This window comes from Kosakonia oryzae (genome assembly GCF_001658025.2).
Classification (GTDB): domain Bacteria; phylum Pseudomonadota; class Gammaproteobacteria; order Enterobacterales; family Enterobacteriaceae; genus Kosakonia; species Kosakonia oryzae.
In genome coordinates this window covers 2,830,631-2,848,223 of record NZ_CP014007.2, presented here as the reverse complement: position 1 = coordinate 2,848,223, position 17,593 = coordinate 2,830,631, and the positions used below count along the sequence as shown (strand labels likewise).

The window sequence follows — 17,593 nt, the reverse complement described above, 5'->3', positions numbered from 1 at the left end:
TCATAACCTCCTGCTGCAAAACCTGTACCGCTTATCCTTACTGTAACTTACTGAAAATTAATGTTTTAAATTCACTGTGTCGTCGTCTGTTTGTCGAGTTTGTGGCGTTTGGCTGACAATGTGCCGAATGTCACAAAAACCTGCGCTACATTCTCGGCATGGTAATGTCCATGGTCTGAATACGGTAAGCCACCTGGCGCGGGGTCATTCCCAGCAGACGCGCAGCTTTTGCCTGTACCCAACCGGCTTTCTCCAGCGCGGCGATCAATCTTTGTCGCTCATCGAGATTCTGATCGAGCCAGCTCTCTTCGCGCGGTGCGCTGGGCTGCGGCGGTTTTGGCAGATTTTCCCGGTGGTGAAATAAAATCACGTCGCGATCGATGAGTCCGCTTTCCGACATCACCGCCGATCGCTCAAGGCAGTTTTCCAGTTCACGCACGTTTCCAGGCCAGCTATAGCTCATCAACAACCGGATCGCGCCATCGCTGATGCGCAGCGTGCGGTTCTGGTTTTGCGCGATTTTGCGCACCAGAAAATGCGCCAGCTCGGCAATGTCCTCCTGGCGCTCGCGGAGCGGGGGCAGGGAGATCGGCATCACATTGAGGCGATAGTAGAGATCTTCGCGAAAATTTCCCAGCCGCACTTCCTCTTCCAGATTGCGGTTGGTGGCGGCAATGATCCGTACATTCACCTGCAGCGTTTCGTCGCCGCCGACGCGTTCCATTTCGCCTTCCTGCAAGATACGCAGCAATTTCGCCTGAAACGAGGCGCTACTTTCGCCGATCTCATCAAGAAACAGCGTACCGCCGTCCGCCAGTTCGAAGCGGCCTTTACGCTGACGCACCGCGCCGGTAAACGCCCCTTTTTCGTGGCCGAAGAGTTCACTCTCCAGCAGCGTATCGGGCAGCGCCGCGCAGTTGAATTTGACGAACGGCGCAGCGGCGCGCGGTGAATTGTGGTGGATAGCATTGGCTATCAGCTCCTTACCGGTTCCGCTTTCGCCACGCACCAGCACGGTGGTGTCCCAGCGCGAGACCTGGCGAATAATTTCCAGCGTCTGGCGCATGGCCGCGCTTTTACCGACCATGTTTTCAAAGCCAAACGCTCGCGACGGCGCGCACCCGCGCTGGCTGGCGATCTGCGCGGCAGCAGCACGGGGTGAAGGCGCGACGCTGGGCGGCGTCATCAGGCGGACAGTTTGCGCCACCAGATTGGCGACAGTTTCCAGAAAACGCGTGCAGGCGGGCAGGCGTTCCTCGTAGCGGGCCATTGGCTGGGCGGCCAGCACGCCGATGGGCTGTGAGTTTGGTCCCATCAGCGGCACGGCGATAAACGGCAGGCTGTAATCATACAAGCCAAGGCGATCGAGAAAACGCTGATCGTCGGAGACACAGGGCAGCACCAGCGATTGTCCCTGCGACAGCACTGTGCCTACCAGCCCTTCACCTGGACGATAGCGAATCTGCGAACTGCCGGGAATAAGCTGCTGATCGGCCTCCTGCAAGGCTTCAATGTTAAGGATCGCTTGCTGGCTGTCGTACAGACAGATCATCCCGTGCTGCATAAAAGCATCGTTGTGCAGCACGCACAGCACTTCCTGTAGCGTCTGCCCGACCTCCGTCGCCCGGCTTAACACCACGCTGATACGCTGCATGGCGGTAAACTGCTGGGAGAGGTCAAAGCGCCAGACGGTTGTACCCGACTCGGTTCGCTGAGTCATAGTGAGCCTCCGGTCAGTGAATGAAATAACGGGAAACGCAGGGTCAGGCAGGTGCCTCCCTGAGGGCGGGAGGTCAGTTCTATTGCGCCGCGATGGTGGGCGACCAGCGTCTGGATCAGCCGCAGTTCCATGCCTTTACCGGGCGCATTGAGCGCATCGGGGGAATGGGTATAGCGCACCTGAATCAGCGGCACATTGTCATTTAAATAGAACGACAGCCAGCCGCTCTCTTCGCGGGCGTAAAGCTGAGTCTGCACCGTGAAATCACGTAGCTCAGCGGCAATATCCAGCGTTCTGTCGAGCCACAGGCTCAGGCAGGCAAGCAGTTGTGTTCGCTGGCCAAAGCCCACCAGATCGGGAGATTCCAGCTCAATTTGCAGGTTTTCGCCCTGGTTATAGCGGGTGTGATACAGGGCGCGCAGATCGTCAAGGAACGGCTGGAGCGGCCAGACCGCCGGGCTTTCCAGCTCCAGCGACGGACGGCAGCGTTGCAGCCGCGCCATCGCTTCTTCACCTTCACGCCAGGCGGCATCCAGCGCCAGATTGTTATGATCGTCGCCATTTAAACGACGCGCGGCGGCCAGCATATTGATCGGGCAATTGAGTTGCACCAGCGCGGCGTCCAGCGATTCGCGGATCGCCGCCAGCAATTTACCGCTGGTTATCTGCTGCTTCAGACGATCAAGGCGCCCCTGTTCCTGTTGTTGCTGCTGCTGGGTATTGTCGGTGATCACCACCAGCGTGCGCGGCACGGCGCTATCAATAAAGTAGCGGCCCGCTTCTTCACTGACGCCCGGCAGTGCCCAGCAAGTGACGGACAACCAGCGCACTGTGCCGCGCAGCGCTACCGGCAGCACCAGGCCCTGCGCCAGCTCCGCCTTATGGGCGGAAAAATTAAGTTCGGTGAGCAGCTCTTTACCGCCGCAATCGGCGCAAAAGGTTTTGTAGGCGAGGTTATCCATCACCACCTGATCGCGTTCATCCACCACCACAACCGCTGCCGGAATGTTATTCAAGACGGCTTCGGTCAGCGTCATATGATTGCGCAGCCGTTGCTCCAGCGCGTAGCTGGTGCTGATGTCGCGCTGCATGGCCAGGTAATGTTCGAGTTTGCCGAACGCATTAAACAGTGGGGTAATGTCGATCTCCACCAGAAACAGGCTACCGTCGCGGCGACGATTAATCAGTTGCCCGCGCCACGGCCGGTGTTGCAGCAGGGTGTGCCACATATCCTGGTAGATTTCACGCGGCGTCTGTTTACTGGCAAGCAGGCGCGGGTTTTGCTGCAACAACTCTTCCAGCTCATACCCCGACTGGCGGCAAAACGCGGGGTTGGCGTAGAGAATGTGGGCATCGGCATCGGTCAGTGAAATCGCGACGGGAGCCTGTTCAACCATGGTGAAAAACAACCCGGGATGCTGTTGTGAGAGCGCCCCGGCGATCTCGGCGGGCGCGGCGGCGTCCATCATCATATTCAGGGTCATCACAAACTCCTGTGGTCAACATGGGAATGTCGCAGTTATGACAATTTGTGCCACCTGTCGACTTTCGTCCGAACATAAACGGACGCTTATTAACCATGCAAAGGGTGCGCCTTTGGCCCTTGTTACTCGCCGTAAGATTGATCCAGATCCCTGTTTGCCGCCGATTTTTACCCTTTTGCCCTCTGGCTGTGCGCGGCGCCGTATAAACGGGTGGATAAAAAAGCGCCGCTCTGGTGCAGAACTGGCCAATACGGTGCAGTTATTGCACGGCAAAAAAACTGGCACAGCCTTCGCAATATCTCCGGTGATAGCCGCCTGTTCAGGGCGGATTCACACTTTTTCTCACAGGAGCACGCGATGGCTAACATTGGAATTTTTTTCGGTACCGATACGGGCAAAACCCGCAAGATTGCCAAAATGATCCACCAAAAACTGGGTGCGGCGGCCGATGCGCCGGTGAATATCAACCGTACCGATCTCGACACCTTTCTCTCTTATCCGGTTCTGCTGCTGGGAACGCCGACGCTTGGCGACGGGCAACTGCCGGGGCTGGATGCGGGCTGTGAAGAAGCGTCATGGGGAGAGTTTGTCGCTCAGCTTGATAGCAACAGCCTGAGCGGTAAAACCGTGGCGCTGTTTGGCCTTGGCGACCAGGTAGGTTACCCGGATAACTTCGTCAGCGGCCTGCGCCCGCTGTATGAGGCGCTGAAAAACAGCGGCGCGCAGATCGTCGGCCACTGGCCGAATGAAGGCTATGAATTCAATGCTTCATCGGCGCTGGAGGCGGATAAATTTGTCGGCTTAGTGATCGATCAGGACAATCAGTATGACCTGACCGACGAGCGCCTGGATGCCTGGCTGGAAACGCTTAAGCCGATATTTTTGTAAGTGATATAGCCGGGTAACGCGCTTTACCCGGCAACATCACCGGTTCGCCAGGAAGGCCGGATAAACATCATCGCCATCCGGCATTGCTGTACTAAAGATGAAATTAATCCGCCATCACGCTGCGGGTTAACGCTGCCAGCCACTGGCGCTGGTACTGCTGCTGGTTTTGACGAACCAAATAGCTTCGTGCTTTTTCCAGCGCTTCCGCCTGCGGCATCGGCGCGGCGTCACGGATCGCTTCGCACCATAACAGATGCCAGCCGAGGCGGGTTTCGATAGGGGCGCTGAGGCCATTTTCCGCCAGCGCAAACAGCGCGGCGTCGAGTTCGGGATAGAGCAGCCCCTGGCTTATCCAGCCCAGACGTCCGCCTTCCAGCGCGCTGGGGCAGTGGGAGTAGCGCTGCGCCAGCCGGGCAAAGTCCTGGCGCGAGACGCTAATATCCTGATGAAAACGGTGGATCTGGCGCTGCACTGCGGCATCGTCGTTATCGACCGTCAGCAACAGGTGAGATGTCAGCCGCTGCGGCGGGCGCATAAACTGCGCCTGATGTTGTTGGTACCAGGCCAGCACTTGCAAGTCGTCCGGCAGCGGGGCGCGCCCGGCAACCTCGGCGAACTGCCACTCCATGCGGGCATGATGCCGGATCACCATCTGCCGCTCGTCAGCAGAAAAATGCCCCTCATCCAGCCAGCTTGCCAGCGAGGTTGCGACACTCTGCAACACGCTATCCGGCAGGGATTCACCGGCAGTGACCTCTACCACCGCCTGTTCCAGTTGGCACTGGCGGGCGAAGGCGTCGTCGAATGCGGTTTGCTGATCGGCAGGAATGTGTTCCGGTTCGCACTGCCAGCGCGTTACCGCCAGCCGCCGCCGGGCGAAGCGTTGCCACGGTGTCATGCGTCGGCCTCCAGCAGAATCATGGCGCTGGCGGGAACCTGGAACCAGCGTCCGGAAAATGTGACAGTGTAACTCTCTCCACCTTCGCCCTGGTCTGTTCCTTCAATACGGCCATGCTCTCCGGCGGCGATCACCACTTCGCCATTTACCGACAGCGCGTGGCGGCAGGCGACCCGATCGCCATACTGAAATTGCCCGGCGTGCCACGGCACGGAAAGCGGCAGCAGCTCCTGCTCGCGGCAGCCAACCACCAAATCATCATCGAGAAAATGCACCTGATAGATAATCTGATCCATCAAAAACGTGCCCCATTCGCGGACAAAACCGGTACTGCCGCGACGAACCAACAGGTCGCCGCGCGCAAAGCCGCGCATGGTGCCGTCATTGCGAATGGCGCGGGTAACACGCACCTCTTCGCCAAAATCGAATTTTTGTCTCATGAGGTACGCTCCGGAAGGTAGTGCTGATAGCTCTCCGTCAGCAACCGGCGCGCCAGCAGCCACGGGGCGCGGGGCGCCTCTTCAAGCAGATTGCGCAGCGGTACGTTTTGCCGCAGCCGCTGGTGAAACTCCCGCAGCACCGGCAGACAGCAGTGGCGCAGCACCAGCGGGTCATACGGCACGCTAAAGAATTCAAAAAAGGACTCGGCGGTATCGAGCTCATCCACGCCGGGGATTTGATAAAACCACTCCATCGTCAGCCCCTCGCAAAGTGTGCAGATTCCCCGCACAGCGCATCGTAAAGTGCCACCAGCTCATCTTCTTTCGGCGTGCGTTTCCAGCGCTCGGCAAAGCGGCGGATCGCCGGCAGCAGCAGATCGATTTGCAGAGTATCGAGGTGATACCCCATGCGGGCGAAGACGCCATCCACCGCCTGGCGACCGGAGTGTTTGCCCAGCACCAGCCGGTATTCTCGCCCCATCAGCGCCGGATCAATCGCCTGATAGCTTTCGCGATCGCGCAGCAGCGCGGCGACATGAACGCCGGATTCATGGGTGAACACCTGCGCACCGACCAGCGGTTGCTGCGGGTCAATGGCCCGTTGTGTCGCGTCGGCCACGGTCTGGCACAGGGACGGCAGGCGCGTAAAATCAACGCCGCAATCCCGTTGCAGACAGCGGCTCAGGCTCAGCGCAACGGTTTCCAGCGCGGCATTGCCTGCGCGTTCGCCCAGCCCCAGCACGGTTGTGTTGACGCTGGTGGCTCCGGCGCGTACCGCCGCCAGCGTATTGGCGGTCGCCAGCCCCAGATCATTGTGGGCGTGCATTTCGATTTCGCCCGGCCAGTATTCGCCAAGCGCCTGAATGCGGGTGGTGGTGGTAAAGGGATCGAGCAGGCCGAGGGTGTCGGCGAAACGCAGCCGCTTCGCGCCCGCCTCGCGGGCGATATCGGCAATCTGGTTCAGCGTCTGATCGCTGGCGCGCGAGGCATCTTCACAGCCGACACAAACCTGCATGCCCAGCGTCCGCGCTTGTGCAATCAGCGCGCCCAGTTTATCGAGCAACTGCGGCAGCGGTTCGCGAAGCTTGTACTGGCGCAGCTTATCCGAAGCGGGCAGGGAGATATCCACCCAATCCATACCGAGATCCGCGCTCTGGCAGATCTCGTCGCGGTTCATCCGGCACCAGGACATCAGCGTTGCGGCGGGCAAATGCTGGCGCACCTGCAAAATGCGCTGGCGCTCTTCGTCACCCATCGCGGGCGTGCCGACTTCGAGCGCGGTAATGCCTGCCGCAAACAGCGCCTCGGCGATGGCGATTTTCTCGCTGGCGAGAAACGCGACGCCCGGGCTCTGTTCGCCGTCGCGCAGGGTGGTGTCGTTGATCAGCACATTCATGCTCGCCGCCTTAGCCGTATAACGGCGCAAATGCTGATTCAGCTGCCCCGGGTTTTCCCTCCTGCCAGTAGGGCGAGAGCATCCGCAGGCGGGCAATAATCGTTGGCAGGGTATCGATCACATAGTCGATCTCTTTTTCACGCGTGTAGCGCGACAGCGAGAAACGAATACTGCCGTGCGCGGCGGTGTACGGAATGTTCATCGCCCGCATAACATGCGAAGGTTCCAGCGAACCGGAGGTACAAGCGCTGCCGCTCGACGCCGCAATGCCCGCCTGGTTCAGCAGCAATAAAATGGCTTCCCCTTCGATAAACTCAAACGCCAGATTGGTGGTGCCCGGTACGCGCGGCTGGTTGCCGCCCATCACCATCACCGAAGGCACCTGCGCGATAAGCCCTTCCTGCAGCCGATCGCGCAGTTGCGCCAGCGAGGCGGCTCCCGGCAGATGGATTTGCGCCAGTTCGCAGGCCGCGCCCATGCCGACAATCCCGGCGATGTTTTCCGTTCCTGCGCGGCGTCCGCGCTCCTGATGGCCGCCGCGCAGCAGCGGACGAAAACGCGTTCCGCGCCGCAGATAGAGGCAGCCGACGCCTTTCGGCCCGTGCAGTTTGTGCGCCGAGCAGGAGAGCATATCGATCTGCGTGCGGCCAATATCCAGCGGAATTTTGCCGACCACCTGCACCGCATCGCAGTGGAACAGCGCGCCGTATTCCTGCGCCATGGCCGCCATTTCAATCACCGGAAACAGTACGCCGGTTTCGTTGTTCGCCCACATTACGCTGACCACCGCCACCCGGGAGCTGAGCGCCTGGCGGTACTGCTCCATATCCAGCGCGCCGTCGCTATTCACGCCAATGCGGTGGATCAGGTAACCCTGGCGCTCCAGATGTTCGCAAACGGCGAGCGTGGCCGGGTGTTCAACGGCGGTGGTGATGATTTCCCGGCGCTCCGGCATCAGTTCAACGCAGGCGTGCAGCGCGGTTGACGTGGCTTCGGTGGCGCAGGAGGTGAAAATAATCTCGCTGGCATGATCGGCGCCAAGCAGGGCGGCAACCTGCTGGTGCGCGCGCTCAAGGGCCGCGCGGGAAGGCGTACCGAAATCATGAATCGAAGAGGGGTTGCCATAATGCTCGGTCAGAAAGGGCATCATCGCTTCCAGCACCATCGGATCGATTCGCGTGGTGGCGTTGTTATCCAGATAAACCTGTTTCATGTTCTTCCCCCTCTGTTAATACGCTGCGGCTTCAGCGGCCACGACTTCCATATAACAGCCGGTGCGTTCCATCAGTTTTTGCTGTAACCAGGCGAGCGTCATGTCGGTCATCATGCAGCCGCTACAACTGCCGGAAAGACTGACCGTGACTTTATGGTTTGCCACGCTGAGCAGCGCCATATCGCCGCCATCGGCCTGAATATGCGGGCGCAGTTCGGTGATGGCATCAACCACTTCCTGCCAGTGCGGATCTTTGCTTGTTGCCACCGGCGCGGCGACTTGCGGGTGCTGCGCGAGAATATCGGCCAGCGCCAGCTCGATTTTTTCATGGCACGAAGTACAGCCGCCGCCCGCTTTGGTGTAGTTGATCACCTCTTCCAGCGTGGTCAGCCCGTTATTCAGCACCGCGCGGCGAATCTGTCCTTCATCCACGCCAAAGCACTTACAAATCAGCGCGCCTTCTTCGTGGTCATCTTCCAGCGTTTCACCACGGTAGTTGGCGATGGCAGCGCGCAGCGCTTCCTGGCCCATGACCGAGCAGTGCATTTTTTGCGGCGGTAAACCGTCAAGATAATCGGCAATTTGTTGGTTGGTGACCTGTTCGGCCTGCGCCAGTGTGCGGCCAATAATCAGTTCCGTTAAGGCGGAAGAAGAGGCGATTGCGCTGCCGCAGCCAAAGGTCTGAAACCCGGCCTCAAGAATGGTTTCATCTTGCGGATCCACTCGCAGCATCAGCCGTAACGCATCGCCACAGCTTAACGATCCCACATCACCCACGGCGTTGGCGTTTTCCACCACCCGGGCGTTACGGGGATTAAAAAAATGATCTTTCACTTTCTCGGAGTAATTCCACATGCTTTTGGCTCCCAGTATGTATGACGGAACGCGCCGGAGCGCATTACACCGCGTCAATCAACAGCGGGTAATATCGTTGAAGCAAAAGCAGTACCAGAAGATGAAGTCGTTATATTTCAATGAGATGATTTTGACGCCTGACATAAAACCGCGAACTATGTCGCAGTTTTATGTTGGCTTTGTCACAGAGCTGACACAGAAAAGGCATCAGCGCTCATCCTCTTCCTGCCACTCATCTTCCGCCAGCAGCCCGGCAAAGCGATCGGGATTGCGGCTGCGCGCGCTTCTTCGCTGCTCTTTGTCGTACCAGTAGTGTTGGATTTCCTGCAACAGCCCGACAATCGTCGTCTCTGCTGGAACGCGCACCGCGCGCACGCCAACCTGCAAAAGCTGGCGAAACACCGCCTCGCCGATCGCCACGCAGTAGAGCGTCACGCAATCCTCCAGCGCGTTAATCCGGCTGGTCAGTTTCTCCTGCTGATGGCCGGGCAGTACCGAGAAATCCACCACCCGCAGCAGGGTGACGTCATCCTCTTTAACGCCGTACACCACCAGCCGCGGCGTCGCGCCGAAATGCTGATCGACATGGTGGTAATCGGAACTGGCAAAGGCCACTCTCATCGACCATTCACTGTCGCAGATGGTGCTGAATTGTCGGCTAACATGTTGCATAGTCACCTCCCGAAGATGCGGGTTCGTAAAAACGCTGGCGCAGCGGCGAGTGATAAGCGGCAAGATGATGGTGGCGATCGCGCAGCGCATTCGCCAGCTCAAACAAGGTGTCGCGCATCCCGGCGTAACCCTGGCGCACGCGGCGAAATTCGCCCAGACGGTCGAACAGGGGGAAACCGGCGCGCACCAGCGGAATGTTGAACTGGCTGGCCAAATCAACGGCATGAGAATTGGACACCAGCAGCGATGCAGGCGTATCGCACAGCAGATCCTGCATATCCTCCAGATCGCCGATGATCACTTTTTCGACCGGCAGATCCTGCAACCCTTTCTGGCTCACCGGTGCCACCACCGGGCCGGGAACCATGCCCATATCGCGGGCGAAATCGCACCAGGCGGCGAGCAGATCGCCCTCGGCGGCCAGCGCGACGGGCGCGCCCTGCAACCACATATGACAATCGATCATCGCATCCTGCAATTGCCCGCGCTGGCGCTCGATCCACGCCGGCACATCGCGCCCGGAGAGGCGCTTCAGTTGGTGAATAAACGTATCGCACTGGCTCATGGTCATCAGGTGCGGCAACGTGACGACCTCCGCATGGCTGCGCTGCGCCAGCAACTGTGCGGCACGGGAGAGGGAAACGCCAATGGCGAAGGTGCCGAGGCTCTGTCCCATCTGTTCAATCAGCCGCAGGCTGCTGCCGCCCTGGGTAATCGGCGAGAAATCCCCGCTGGCGAGATGGCCATCCAGCGATTGGGAGAGATCCGGCACAATCACCGGTTGCAGGCCAAATGCCTCGACATAGCTGCGCAGCAACTCGACGTCGCCCGGCGTCAGCAAATGGCTGAGCAGCAGGTTTACGCGGCGATTGCGCACGCCCGGCTGCGGTTTTTCCGGCACCCATTGTTCAACCATGCTCTCCAGCACCGCGCTGTAGCCGTTTTCCAGGCTGCCGTAAAAATCCGGTGTATTAACGGTCAGCAGCGCCACCCCTTTATGGCGCGGGAATTCATCGCGGAACTGGCGCACCACGCGCGAAATATCGCTACCCTGCGCCTCGGAAAGGCCGGTGCTCAGCAGAACAATCGCTTTCGGGTTGTTGCGCGAGCACAGTACATTCAGCGCGGTAAAGATGTTCTCATCGGCACCCATAATGGTGGATGTCGGGTCCATTGCCGTCGATTGCAGCGGGATCGGATCATGAAAATGCTGGATAAAAAAGACCTTCGCGAAGGCGCTGCACCCCTGAGCGCCATGAACCAGCGGAATGCTCTGTTCAAAGCCCATGCTCGCCAGAATCGCGCCCAGCGGCTGGCCGCTTTTTACCGGGCTGACGGCCAGCGGCTTTTTACTACGGATAATTTCTGCCATTGCGGGCTCCTTATTGCCACGGTGCGCGGGAATGGGTTTGCGGCCAGACCGGGCTTTCCATGGTCAGGCAGAGCTGTTCGGCCAGCGTGACAATGCCGCGGTAACCGGCAAAGGCGTGCTCGCGCTCCTGATTGATATCGAGGAACGGCAGCCGCGCTTTGTAGGCGGTATACATATTGCGTCCCCCGGCGATCATCATGTCCGCCTGGTAGCGGTAAACCACGTCCAGCAGCGAGCGGGCGTTGCCTTCATCAAGCATCAGCGCGTCGGCACCCATCAGTTCGCGGATGCGCTGTTTATCCTCTTCGGTGGATTTGCGCGTACCGGTCGCCACCACTTCCATGCCCAGATCCTGAAGCGCCGAGACCACCGACCAGGATTTCACGCCGCCGGTATAGAGCAGCGCTTTGCGCCCGCGCAGCCGTTCACGCAGCGGGGCCAGCGCCTGCTCTGTTCGTTGTTCTTCACGGGCAATTAGCTGTTCGGTGCGCTGCATCAGATCGCGGTCTCCGGTCAGCGCCGCCAGTTGCCGCAGAGCGTCAGAGGTGGCGCGTACGCCATAAAAACTGCCTTCAAACCACGGCGTGCCGTAGCGCTGCTCCAGCGAGCGGGCGACGTTGATCAGCGCCCTGGAGCAGACCAGCATGTTGACCTGCGCCCGGTGTAGCGTCTGGATTTCACTGAAGCGCCCGTCGCCGGAGAGGCTGCCGAGCACGCGAATACCCAGCTCATCAAGCAGCGGCTGAATGTGCCAGAACTCCCCGGCAATATTGAATTCGCCAATCAGCCCGATATCGTGGCGATGCGCCGGGGCAAACGGCGTATCTTCCGGCCACGGCGCGGGTTCACGCCCGCCAATGACCTTTTTCACCATCACTTCACCGGCCAGCCGGTTGCCAAGATTTTTGCTGCCGTAAAACCCGGCGACATCAACGGCAATCACCGGTACGCCGGTGGCGGTTTCTGCCGCCTGACAGACGGCTTCGATATCGTCGCCCTCCATCGCGGGGACGCAGGTGTTATAGATAAAGACGGCGGCCGGATGGTAGCGGTTGACGATATGGCGCACGGCATGGAACAGGCGGCGTTCGCCGCGCCCCATAATCACATCCTGTTCGCTCAGATCGGTGGTAAAACCCAGCCGGTTGATCGTCGGGCCGGAACTGAAGCTGCCACGGTTATCCCATGAGCTACCGGTACAACCAATGGGGCCGTGTACCAGGTGGGCAACATCGGAGAGTGGCAGCAGGGTGATCTGCGCACCGTCAAAGGCGCAGCCGCCCGCCGTCGCGCCGGGTTTCGGCGCGCTGCAGCCGGATTTCTGTTTATGGTTGTGCTCGCAGGCAGGTTCATCGAGCAAAGCCAGGATCTCGTTCCCCTTCATCATCACCTCATCATCTGGTTGGGTTGTAGCAGCAGGTGCAATTCGCGAGCCAGCAATGAGTGATTGATTTTTAAGAGAAAAAAAGTGTCGGTTTTGCAACAAAGCAGACAATTGGCGCAATGTTCACGCAAAAAAATCCCCCGAAGGGGATGAATTCAGAACACCCGTTCTTCCAGCGGGTTGGCGCGCTCAAGGCGTTTTGCCAGCCACGGCGGCAGTTGCCCGTTGAGGAGCGTTTTGATGGCGTCGCACTGCGAGCTAATGGTCTGGCCGGGGGCGACTTTCATCGGATGGATATTGTGGCGGATCAGGCGGGCAGCGGCGGGGCCGCCAATCGCTTCGCAGAACAGCAGATGGCAATCGCCGAGCAGTTGCGCGCGGCTCTCGTTGGGCTCTTTGTCCTGCGGACTGGCGGCGTAACGGCGTAAGTCATACAGCCAGCCGCCCTGGTCATCAAAGGCATAAATAAAAAACAGCCGCCCCTGGCCGAAATGGCCGTTAATTGCCAGCCCATCCTGCGAGCAGAAGGCGACAATCAACTGCGGGCGACGCGCCGCGTGGTCGATCACGCGCAAATGGGCGGGTAGATCGCCTTTCAGGCACGCTTTCACCCGCGCCCAGCGCCCGGCGGACATTAATGCGTCCTCATGAGGAAAGCGCTGCTCCAGACGGCGTTGATCCAGCGAGGCCAGCAGCTCCGGCGTCAGCGCCTCATCGCAGTCGCCGGTCAGCCACGCCATGATTTGCGCGGGTTGCAGTTCCGGCAGCGCCTGGAACAGCGCCAGCATCCGCCAGAAAAGGGTATCGTTGTCGGACATGGCTCATCTCCTTATACCAGGGCGTCGCGGGTGGCGCGCAGGCTAATGGGAAATGAGGGCCGTCCGGGTTGCAGATTGACGTAATAGCGGCGACCGCCCTCAAGAGAAATCGCGCCGCCCCAGCGTTCCGGGGAGTCGTGCTCAACGTCCAGGATTTTCGCTTCCAGATCCTGTTTGGCGATATAGCAGTAGAGATCCGCGCCGCGCTGGCGAATAGTAACGACCGGCATAGTGCCTCCCTGAGCCCCGCGCAAGGCGGGGCTGTGATGGTTAACGGATAAGATCGAAGCTGTAGTCGGTTTTGCCGAGCTTGATGGTCTCTCTGTCGACTTTCTCCAGCACCGCATTAACCAGCGTGGTGAGGATACTCATGGCCCCTTCGTAACCCCAGGTGGTCTGGCGGTGCAGATGGTGGCGATCGAACAGCGGGAACCCAAGGCGGATCAGCGGCACTTCAAACTGTTCACCCTTCGCCAGCGTATCGCGCTGGATAAACTTGGCGTAGGAGTTGCCGATCATAAAGTCCGGCTGACGGGTAAACATCAGCGAGCGGAAATGCCACAGATCGCAGTTGATAAAGACTTCGCTCTCTTTCCCGTACGGCGAGGCTTCAAGCATTTTCTTCATCGCTTTCTGCCAGCGCTTGCTGCCGTTATGGCACAGAATCACCGTCGGTTCGCAGCCCAGTTCCAGCAGGAAGCGGGTCAGCCCCATGACAAAATCCGGGTCGCCGAACAGGCCAAATTTCTTGCCGTGCAGCCAGGTGTGGGAGTCGAGCATCATGTCCACCAGCCGACCGCGCTCCAGCGCTAAGCTATCCGGAATGGCTTTGCCGGTTAACTGGCTTACCGCCATCAGCAGTTCGTCGGTTCCGGCCAGTCCCATCGGGATTTGCACCTCGGTAGCGGGCTGGTTCCAGCTTTCCTGCACCACTTTTTTGGTTTTCACCAGTTGCCAGGGTTGCAGCAGCAGGGTGTCGATAGCATCAGGCGCTTCGCGCATCTCCTGCTGGGTCGTACCGCCGGCATACATGTGATAATGCCCGTCAGCCGGGGTATCCAGCACTTCGGAGGGATCGGAAAGCAGGCTGCACGGCACCTCCATTTGCTCCATCATGCGTTTCAGCACGCGGAAATTGCCGAGATAGGTTTCAAATCCGCTGACCAGGTTGATACGCGGTAACTTGCCCGGTTGCCCGCTGTAATCGGCGGTAAAGGTACGGGCGAAGCCCTCGAACATATTGTCCCAGCCGGTGATATGGCTGCCGATAAAGCTTGGCGTGTGCGCGTAAGGCACCGGGATCGCCGCATCGACAAAACCGTCTTTTTTGGCGTTAGCAATAAACGCCTGCAGATCGTCGCCGATGACCTCCGCCATACAGGTGGTGGAGACGGCAATGATTTCCGGCTTGTAGAGAGCGCTGGCGTTCTGCAACCCGGTGTTCAGGTTGTTGTTGCCGCCGAATACTGCCGCATCTTCCGTCATCGAGTCGGAAACACAGGCAATCGGCTCTTTAAAGTGACGGTTAAAATAGGTGCGGAAATAGGCCACGCACCCCTGGGAGCCGTGAACATACGGCAGGGTATTGGCAAAGCCCAGCGAGCACAGTACCGCGCCCAGCGGCTGGCAGGCTTTGGCCGGATCGATGGTCAGCGCTTCGCGTTGAAAGTTAAGCGCTTCATACTCTGCGGTGGTGGTCCATTGAAAGACCTCCTGCACGCGCGCCGGATCGTGGGCCTCTTCCAGTTGCCGTTTATCTTTAAACAGCATCTGGTACGCATCCTGTTCAAACAGCGGATGACAGTTTTGAATTTTCTCAGCACTTTGGCTCATGGTGTTCTCCTCCCGCGCCACAAATCGGTGAACAGACGGGATAGCAGGATTAAAATCAGGCGGATTTCAGCCACGGCGCAGTCAACTGGCCCCACGCGGGGTTATTGAGCGTCATATCCATATCGCGGGCGAAGATGGCAAAGCCGTCATAACCGTGATAGGGGCCGGAGTAATCCCAGGAGTGCATCTGGCGAAACGGCACGCCCATTTTCTGGAAGATGTACTTCTCTTTAATACCGGAGCCGATCAGATCCGGCTTCAGCGCTTTGACAAAGGCTTCCAGTTCATAACTGCTGGCATCGTCGAACAGCAAGGTGCCTTCTTTCAGATCCGGCAGGGTGCGGTCGTAGTCATCGTTGTGGGCGAATTCATAACCCGCAGCGATAATTTCCATCCCCAGATCTTCATAAGCGCCAATCACATGGCGAGGACGTAAACCGCCCATATACAGCAGCACTTTGCGGCCTTCCAGACGCGGACGGTATTTGGCGATGATGGCGTCGTTCTGCGCCTGATATTTGGCGATCACCGCTTCAGCGTTGGCGCGAATGGTGTCATCAAACATATCGGCGATTTTGCGCAACGACTCGGCGACTTTGGTCGGGCCGAAGAAGTTGTACTCCATCCACGGAATACCGTGTTTCTCCTCCATATGGCGGGAGATGTAGTTCATCGAGCGGTAGCAGTGCACAAGGTTGAGTTTGACGAACGGCGTGTTCTCCATCTCAACCAGCGTGCCGTCGCCGGACCACTGCGCCACCACGCGCAGGCCCATCTCTTCGAGCAAAATGCGCGACGCCCAGGCATCGCCGCCGATGTTGTAATCGCCGATGATCGCCACGTCATAAGGACCGGCTTCAAATGGCTTGCCTTCGCGGTTATCCAGTACCCAGTCGCGGATCACGTCGTTGGCAATGTGGTGGCCGAGCGACTGGGAAACGCCGCGAAAGCCTTCGCAGCGCACCGGAATGACCGGTTTATTGATGGCTTTGCGGCTGGCGTTGGCAACGGCTTCAATGTCGTCACCAATCAGGCCGACCGGGCATTCGGACTGAATGGAGATCCCTTTAGTCAGCGGGAACAGCGTCTCCATCTCTTCAATCAGTTTGGTCAGCTTTTTATCGCCGCCGAACACGATATCGCGCTCCTGAAAATCAGAGGTGAAGTTGAGCGTACCGAAGCTATCAACACCGCTGACGCCGGTGTAGTAGTTACGCCGTCCGGCGCGGGAGTACTGACCGCAGCCGATCGGGCCGTGGGAGATATGGGCCATATCTTTGATCGGCCCGAATACCACCCCTTTAGAACCGGCGTAAGAGCAACCGCGCACGGTCATCACGCCGGGCTGCGACTTACGGTTGGAGATGATGCATTTCCCGACGCTTTCCATCTCCGGGTCGCTCACCATCATGTGCTTTCTGCGTTCTTTGCGCGTTTTTTCCGGAAAGATCTCCAGCACTTCCTGGATGATCTCCAGATTACGTTCGCCTGTTGCATTGCTCATAGTCGTCTTCCTGTTGGCGGGCGTGCATCAAACCGCGTTTTCTTCTGCGGCGGTTTTACCGATAATGCTGGCGTCTTCCACATCCATAATGCCGAATTCCATCAACAGCGCTTCCAGTTCATCCATGGTGATCGGCGTTGGCACCACCATTTTGGTGTTGTTGACGATCTTGTTCGCCAGCGAGCGGTATTCGTTGGCCTGGTTGCACTTCGGATCGTACTCAATCACCGTCATACGGCGGATTTCAGCGCGCTGTACAATGTTGTCGCGCGGAACGAAGTGGATCATCTGGGTGCCGAGTTTTTCCGCCAGCGCCATGATCAGCTCATCTTCGCGGTCGGTCTGACGGGAGTTACAGATCAGCCCGCCAAGGCGTACTTTGCCGGATTTGGCGTATTTCACGATGCCTTTAGAGATGTTGTTGGCAGCGTACATCGCCATCATTTCGCCGGAGCAGACGATGTAGATCTCCTGCGCTTTGTTTTCGCGAATTGGCATGGCGAAACCCCCGCACACCACGTCGCCCAGCACGTCATAAAAGACGAAATCGAGGTCGGGAACATAGGCGCCTTCTTCTTCCAGGAAGTTGATGGCGGTAATGACCCCGCGACCGGCACAGCCAACGCCGGGTTCCGGGCCACCGGATTCTGCACAACGTACGTCGCCGTAACCGATTTGCAGCACATCTTCCAGTTCCAGGTCTTCCACGGAGCCGACTTCAGCCGCCATCTCCATAATGGTGTTCTGCGCTTTCGCATGCAGGATCAGACGCGTGGAGTCCGCTTTCGGGTCGCAGCCGACGATCATTACTTTCTTGCCCATCTCCGCCAGCGCGGCGACCAGGTTTTGCGTGGTGGTGGATTTACCGATACCACCTTTGCCGTAAATGGCGCATTGACGCATGGTCATGGTGTTTCTCCTGTTGGTTGTGTGAGTGGCAATTGCCTCACTCTGTGGTGCAGGGAACATACCAGCCGTGCCATTTTATTTAATCAATTGATTTTAAAAGCATTGCTGTTTTCGCTGTCGCAAAGGGAGGGACAAAGAGTAAACAATCGCCTTACCAATTGTGCGAAACAGAACAATTCCGCACACCGTTTCTGTACGTCGGGGTAC

General features: G+C 58.7%; 17 protein-coding genes. 1 reads left to right on the top strand and 16 read right to left on the bottom strand.

The features are described 5' to 3' along the window. Window positions 1-145: 145 nt before the first annotated feature. Both nifA and nifL read right to left on the bottom strand, forming a co-directional pair. Window positions 146-1,720, bottom strand: coding sequence for a nif-specific transcriptional activator NifA (nifA, locus tag AWR26_RS13540; protein ID WP_064566574.1), 1,575 nt, complete (start codon window positions 1,718-1,720; stop codon window positions 146-148). Further along, entirely contained in the window at window positions 1,717-3,204 is a 1,488-nt protein-coding gene (nifL, locus tag AWR26_RS13535; RefSeq protein ID WP_064566572.1) for a nitrogen fixation negative regulator NifL, read from the bottom strand. Before nifL ends, nifA begins: the two co-directional genes overlap by 4 nt. Before the next feature lie 357 nt (window positions 3,205-3,561). Here nifL and AWR26_RS13530 point away from each other — a divergent pair, with 357 nt between their 5' ends. After that, window positions 3,562-4,092 carry a flavodoxin gene (locus tag AWR26_RS13530; RefSeq protein ID WP_064566570.1) on the top strand — a complete coding sequence of 177 codons (531 nt, stop codon included), beginning with the start codon at window positions 3,562-3,564 and terminating at the stop codon, window positions 4,090-4,092. A gap of 103 nt (window positions 4,093-4,195) precedes the next feature. Here AWR26_RS13530 and nifM read toward each other — a convergent pair whose 3' ends face one another. The 14 genes from nifM to nifH form a co-directional block, all read right to left on the bottom strand. After that, window positions 4,196-4,990 (bottom strand): nitrogen fixation protein NifM, encoded by a 795-nt coding sequence (gene nifM / locus AWR26_RS13525; RefSeq protein WP_064566567.1) that lies wholly within the window; start codon window positions 4,988-4,990, stop codon window positions 4,196-4,198. Further along, window positions 4,987-5,430 carry a nitrogen fixation protein NifZ gene (locus AWR26_RS13520; protein ID WP_064566565.1) on the bottom strand — a complete coding sequence of 148 codons (444 nt, stop codon included), beginning with the start codon at window positions 5,428-5,430 and terminating at the stop codon, window positions 4,987-4,989. The genes nifM and AWR26_RS13520 overlap by 4 nt, the downstream gene beginning before the upstream one ends. After that, complete coding sequence (locus AWR26_RS13515) at window positions 5,427-5,684, bottom strand: nitrogenase-stabilizing/protective protein NifW (protein ID WP_064566563.1); 258 nt, start codon at window positions 5,682-5,684, stop codon at window positions 5,427-5,429. Before AWR26_RS13515 ends, AWR26_RS13520 begins: the two co-directional genes overlap by 4 nt. A gap of 2 nt (window positions 5,685-5,686) precedes the next feature. Beyond that, complete coding sequence (gene nifV / locus AWR26_RS13510) at window positions 5,687-6,826, bottom strand: homocitrate synthase (protein WP_064566561.1); 1,140 nt, start codon at window positions 6,824-6,826, stop codon at window positions 5,687-5,689. Window positions 6,827-6,836: 10 nt separating this feature from the next. Then, window positions 6,837-8,039: a cysteine desulfurase NifS gene (nifS, locus tag AWR26_RS13505; RefSeq protein ID WP_064566559.1), complete on the bottom strand. Its 1,203-nt coding sequence runs from the start codon at window positions 8,037-8,039 to the stop codon at window positions 6,837-6,839. 15 nt (window positions 8,040-8,054) lie between these two features. Next, a complete protein-coding gene (gene nifU, locus AWR26_RS13500) occupies window positions 8,055-8,894 on the bottom strand; it encodes a Fe-S cluster assembly protein NifU (RefSeq protein WP_064566557.1) in 840 nt (279 codons plus the stop codon). Window positions 8,895-9,101: 207 nt separating this feature from the next. Continuing rightward, a complete protein-coding gene (locus AWR26_RS13495; protein ID WP_064566555.1) occupies window positions 9,102-9,566 on the bottom strand; it encodes a NifB/NifX family molybdenum-iron cluster-binding protein in 465 nt (154 codons plus the stop codon). Next, the gene (gene nifN, locus AWR26_RS13490) at window positions 9,553-10,938 is read right to left on the bottom strand and encodes a nitrogenase iron-molybdenum cofactor biosynthesis protein NifN (RefSeq protein ID WP_064566553.1); all 1,386 of its coding nucleotides are present in this window, start codon (window positions 10,936-10,938) and stop codon (window positions 9,553-9,555) included. The genes AWR26_RS13495 and nifN overlap by 14 nt, the downstream gene beginning before the upstream one ends. Window positions 10,939-10,948: 10 nt before the next feature. Continuing rightward, window positions 10,949-12,322, bottom strand: coding sequence for a nitrogenase iron-molybdenum cofactor biosynthesis protein NifE (nifE, locus tag AWR26_RS13485; protein WP_035885756.1), 1,374 nt, complete (start codon window positions 12,320-12,322; stop codon window positions 10,949-10,951). A 155-nt stretch (window positions 12,323-12,477) separates the two neighbouring features. Next, window positions 12,478-13,140 (bottom strand): NifB/NifX family molybdenum-iron cluster-binding protein, encoded by a 663-nt coding sequence (locus tag AWR26_RS13480; protein ID WP_064566551.1) that lies wholly within the window; start codon window positions 13,138-13,140, stop codon window positions 12,478-12,480. A gap of 11 nt (window positions 13,141-13,151) precedes the next feature. Then, complete coding sequence (gene nifT, locus AWR26_RS13475; protein WP_064566549.1) at window positions 13,152-13,370, bottom strand: putative nitrogen fixation protein NifT; 219 nt, start codon at window positions 13,368-13,370, stop codon at window positions 13,152-13,154. A 40-nt stretch (window positions 13,371-13,410) separates the two neighbouring features. After that, entirely contained in the window at window positions 13,411-14,973 is a 1,563-nt protein-coding gene (gene nifK, locus AWR26_RS13470) for a nitrogenase molybdenum-iron protein subunit beta (protein ID WP_064566547.1), read from the bottom strand. A gap of 55 nt (window positions 14,974-15,028) precedes the next feature. Then, window positions 15,029-16,477: a nitrogenase molybdenum-iron protein alpha chain gene (nifD, locus tag AWR26_RS13465; protein WP_043953578.1), complete on the bottom strand. Its 1,449-nt coding sequence runs from the start codon at window positions 16,475-16,477 to the stop codon at window positions 15,029-15,031. A 27-nt stretch (window positions 16,478-16,504) separates the two neighbouring features. After that, window positions 16,505-17,386, bottom strand: coding sequence for a nitrogenase iron protein (gene nifH / locus AWR26_RS13460; RefSeq protein ID WP_064566545.1), 882 nt, complete (start codon window positions 17,384-17,386; stop codon window positions 16,505-16,507). Window positions 17,387-17,593: the final 207 nt, after the last annotated feature.

Bases quoted from the DNA above. Each gene is read 5' to 3' on its own strand.
- nifE (WP_035885756.1), bottom strand. From the start codon at position 12,322: ATGAAGGGGAACGAGATCCTGGCTTTGCTCGATGAACCTGCCTGCGAG.
- nifV (WP_064566561.1), bottom strand. From the start codon at position 6,826: ATGAATGTGCTGATCAACGACACCACCCTGCGCGACGGCGAACAGAGC.
- AWR26_RS13480 (WP_064566551.1), bottom strand. From the start codon at position 13,140: ATGTCCGACAACGATACCCTTTTCTGGCGGATGCTGGCGCTGTTCCAG.
- AWR26_RS13520 (WP_064566565.1), bottom strand. From the start codon at position 5,430: ATGAGACAAAAATTCGATTTTGGCGAAGAGGTGCGTGTTACCCGCGCC.
- nifS (WP_064566559.1), bottom strand. From the start codon at position 8,039: ATGAAACAGGTTTATCTGGATAACAACGCCACCACGCGAATCGATCCG.
- nifH (WP_064566545.1), bottom strand. From the start codon at position 17,386: ATGACCATGCGTCAATGCGCCATTTACGGCAAAGGTGGTATCGGTAAA.
- AWR26_RS13515 (WP_064566563.1), bottom strand. From the start codon at position 5,684: ATGGAGTGGTTTTATCAAATCCCCGGCGTGGATGAGCTCGATACCGCC.
- nifM (WP_064566567.1), bottom strand. From the start codon at position 4,990: ATGACACCGTGGCAACGCTTCGCCCGGCGGCGGCTGGCGGTAACGCGC.
- AWR26_RS13530 (WP_064566570.1), top strand. From the start codon at position 3,562: ATGGCTAACATTGGAATTTTTTTCGGTACCGATACGGGCAAAACCCGC.
- nifU (WP_064566557.1), bottom strand. From the start codon at position 8,894: ATGTGGAATTACTCCGAGAAAGTGAAAGATCATTTTTTTAATCCCCGT.
- nifT (WP_064566549.1), bottom strand. From the start codon at position 13,370: ATGCCGGTCGTTACTATTCGCCAGCGCGGCGCGGATCTCTACTGCTAT.
- nifK (WP_064566547.1), bottom strand. From the start codon at position 14,973: ATGAGCCAAAGTGCTGAGAAAATTCAAAACTGTCATCCGCTGTTTGAA.
- nifL (WP_064566572.1), bottom strand. From the start codon at position 3,204: ATGACCCTGAATATGATGATGGACGCCGCCGCGCCCGCCGAGATCGCC.
- nifA (WP_064566574.1), bottom strand. From the start codon at position 1,720: ATGACTCAGCGAACCGAGTCGGGTACAACCGTCTGGCGCTTTGACCTC.
- AWR26_RS13495 (WP_064566555.1), bottom strand. From the start codon at position 9,566: ATGCAACATGTTAGCCGACAATTCAGCACCATCTGCGACAGTGAATGG.
- nifN (WP_064566553.1), bottom strand. From the start codon at position 10,938: ATGGCAGAAATTATCCGTAGTAAAAAGCCGCTGGCCGTCAGCCCGGTA.
- nifD (WP_043953578.1), bottom strand. From the start codon at position 16,477: ATGAGCAATGCAACAGGCGAACGTAATCTGGAGATCATCCAGGAAGTG.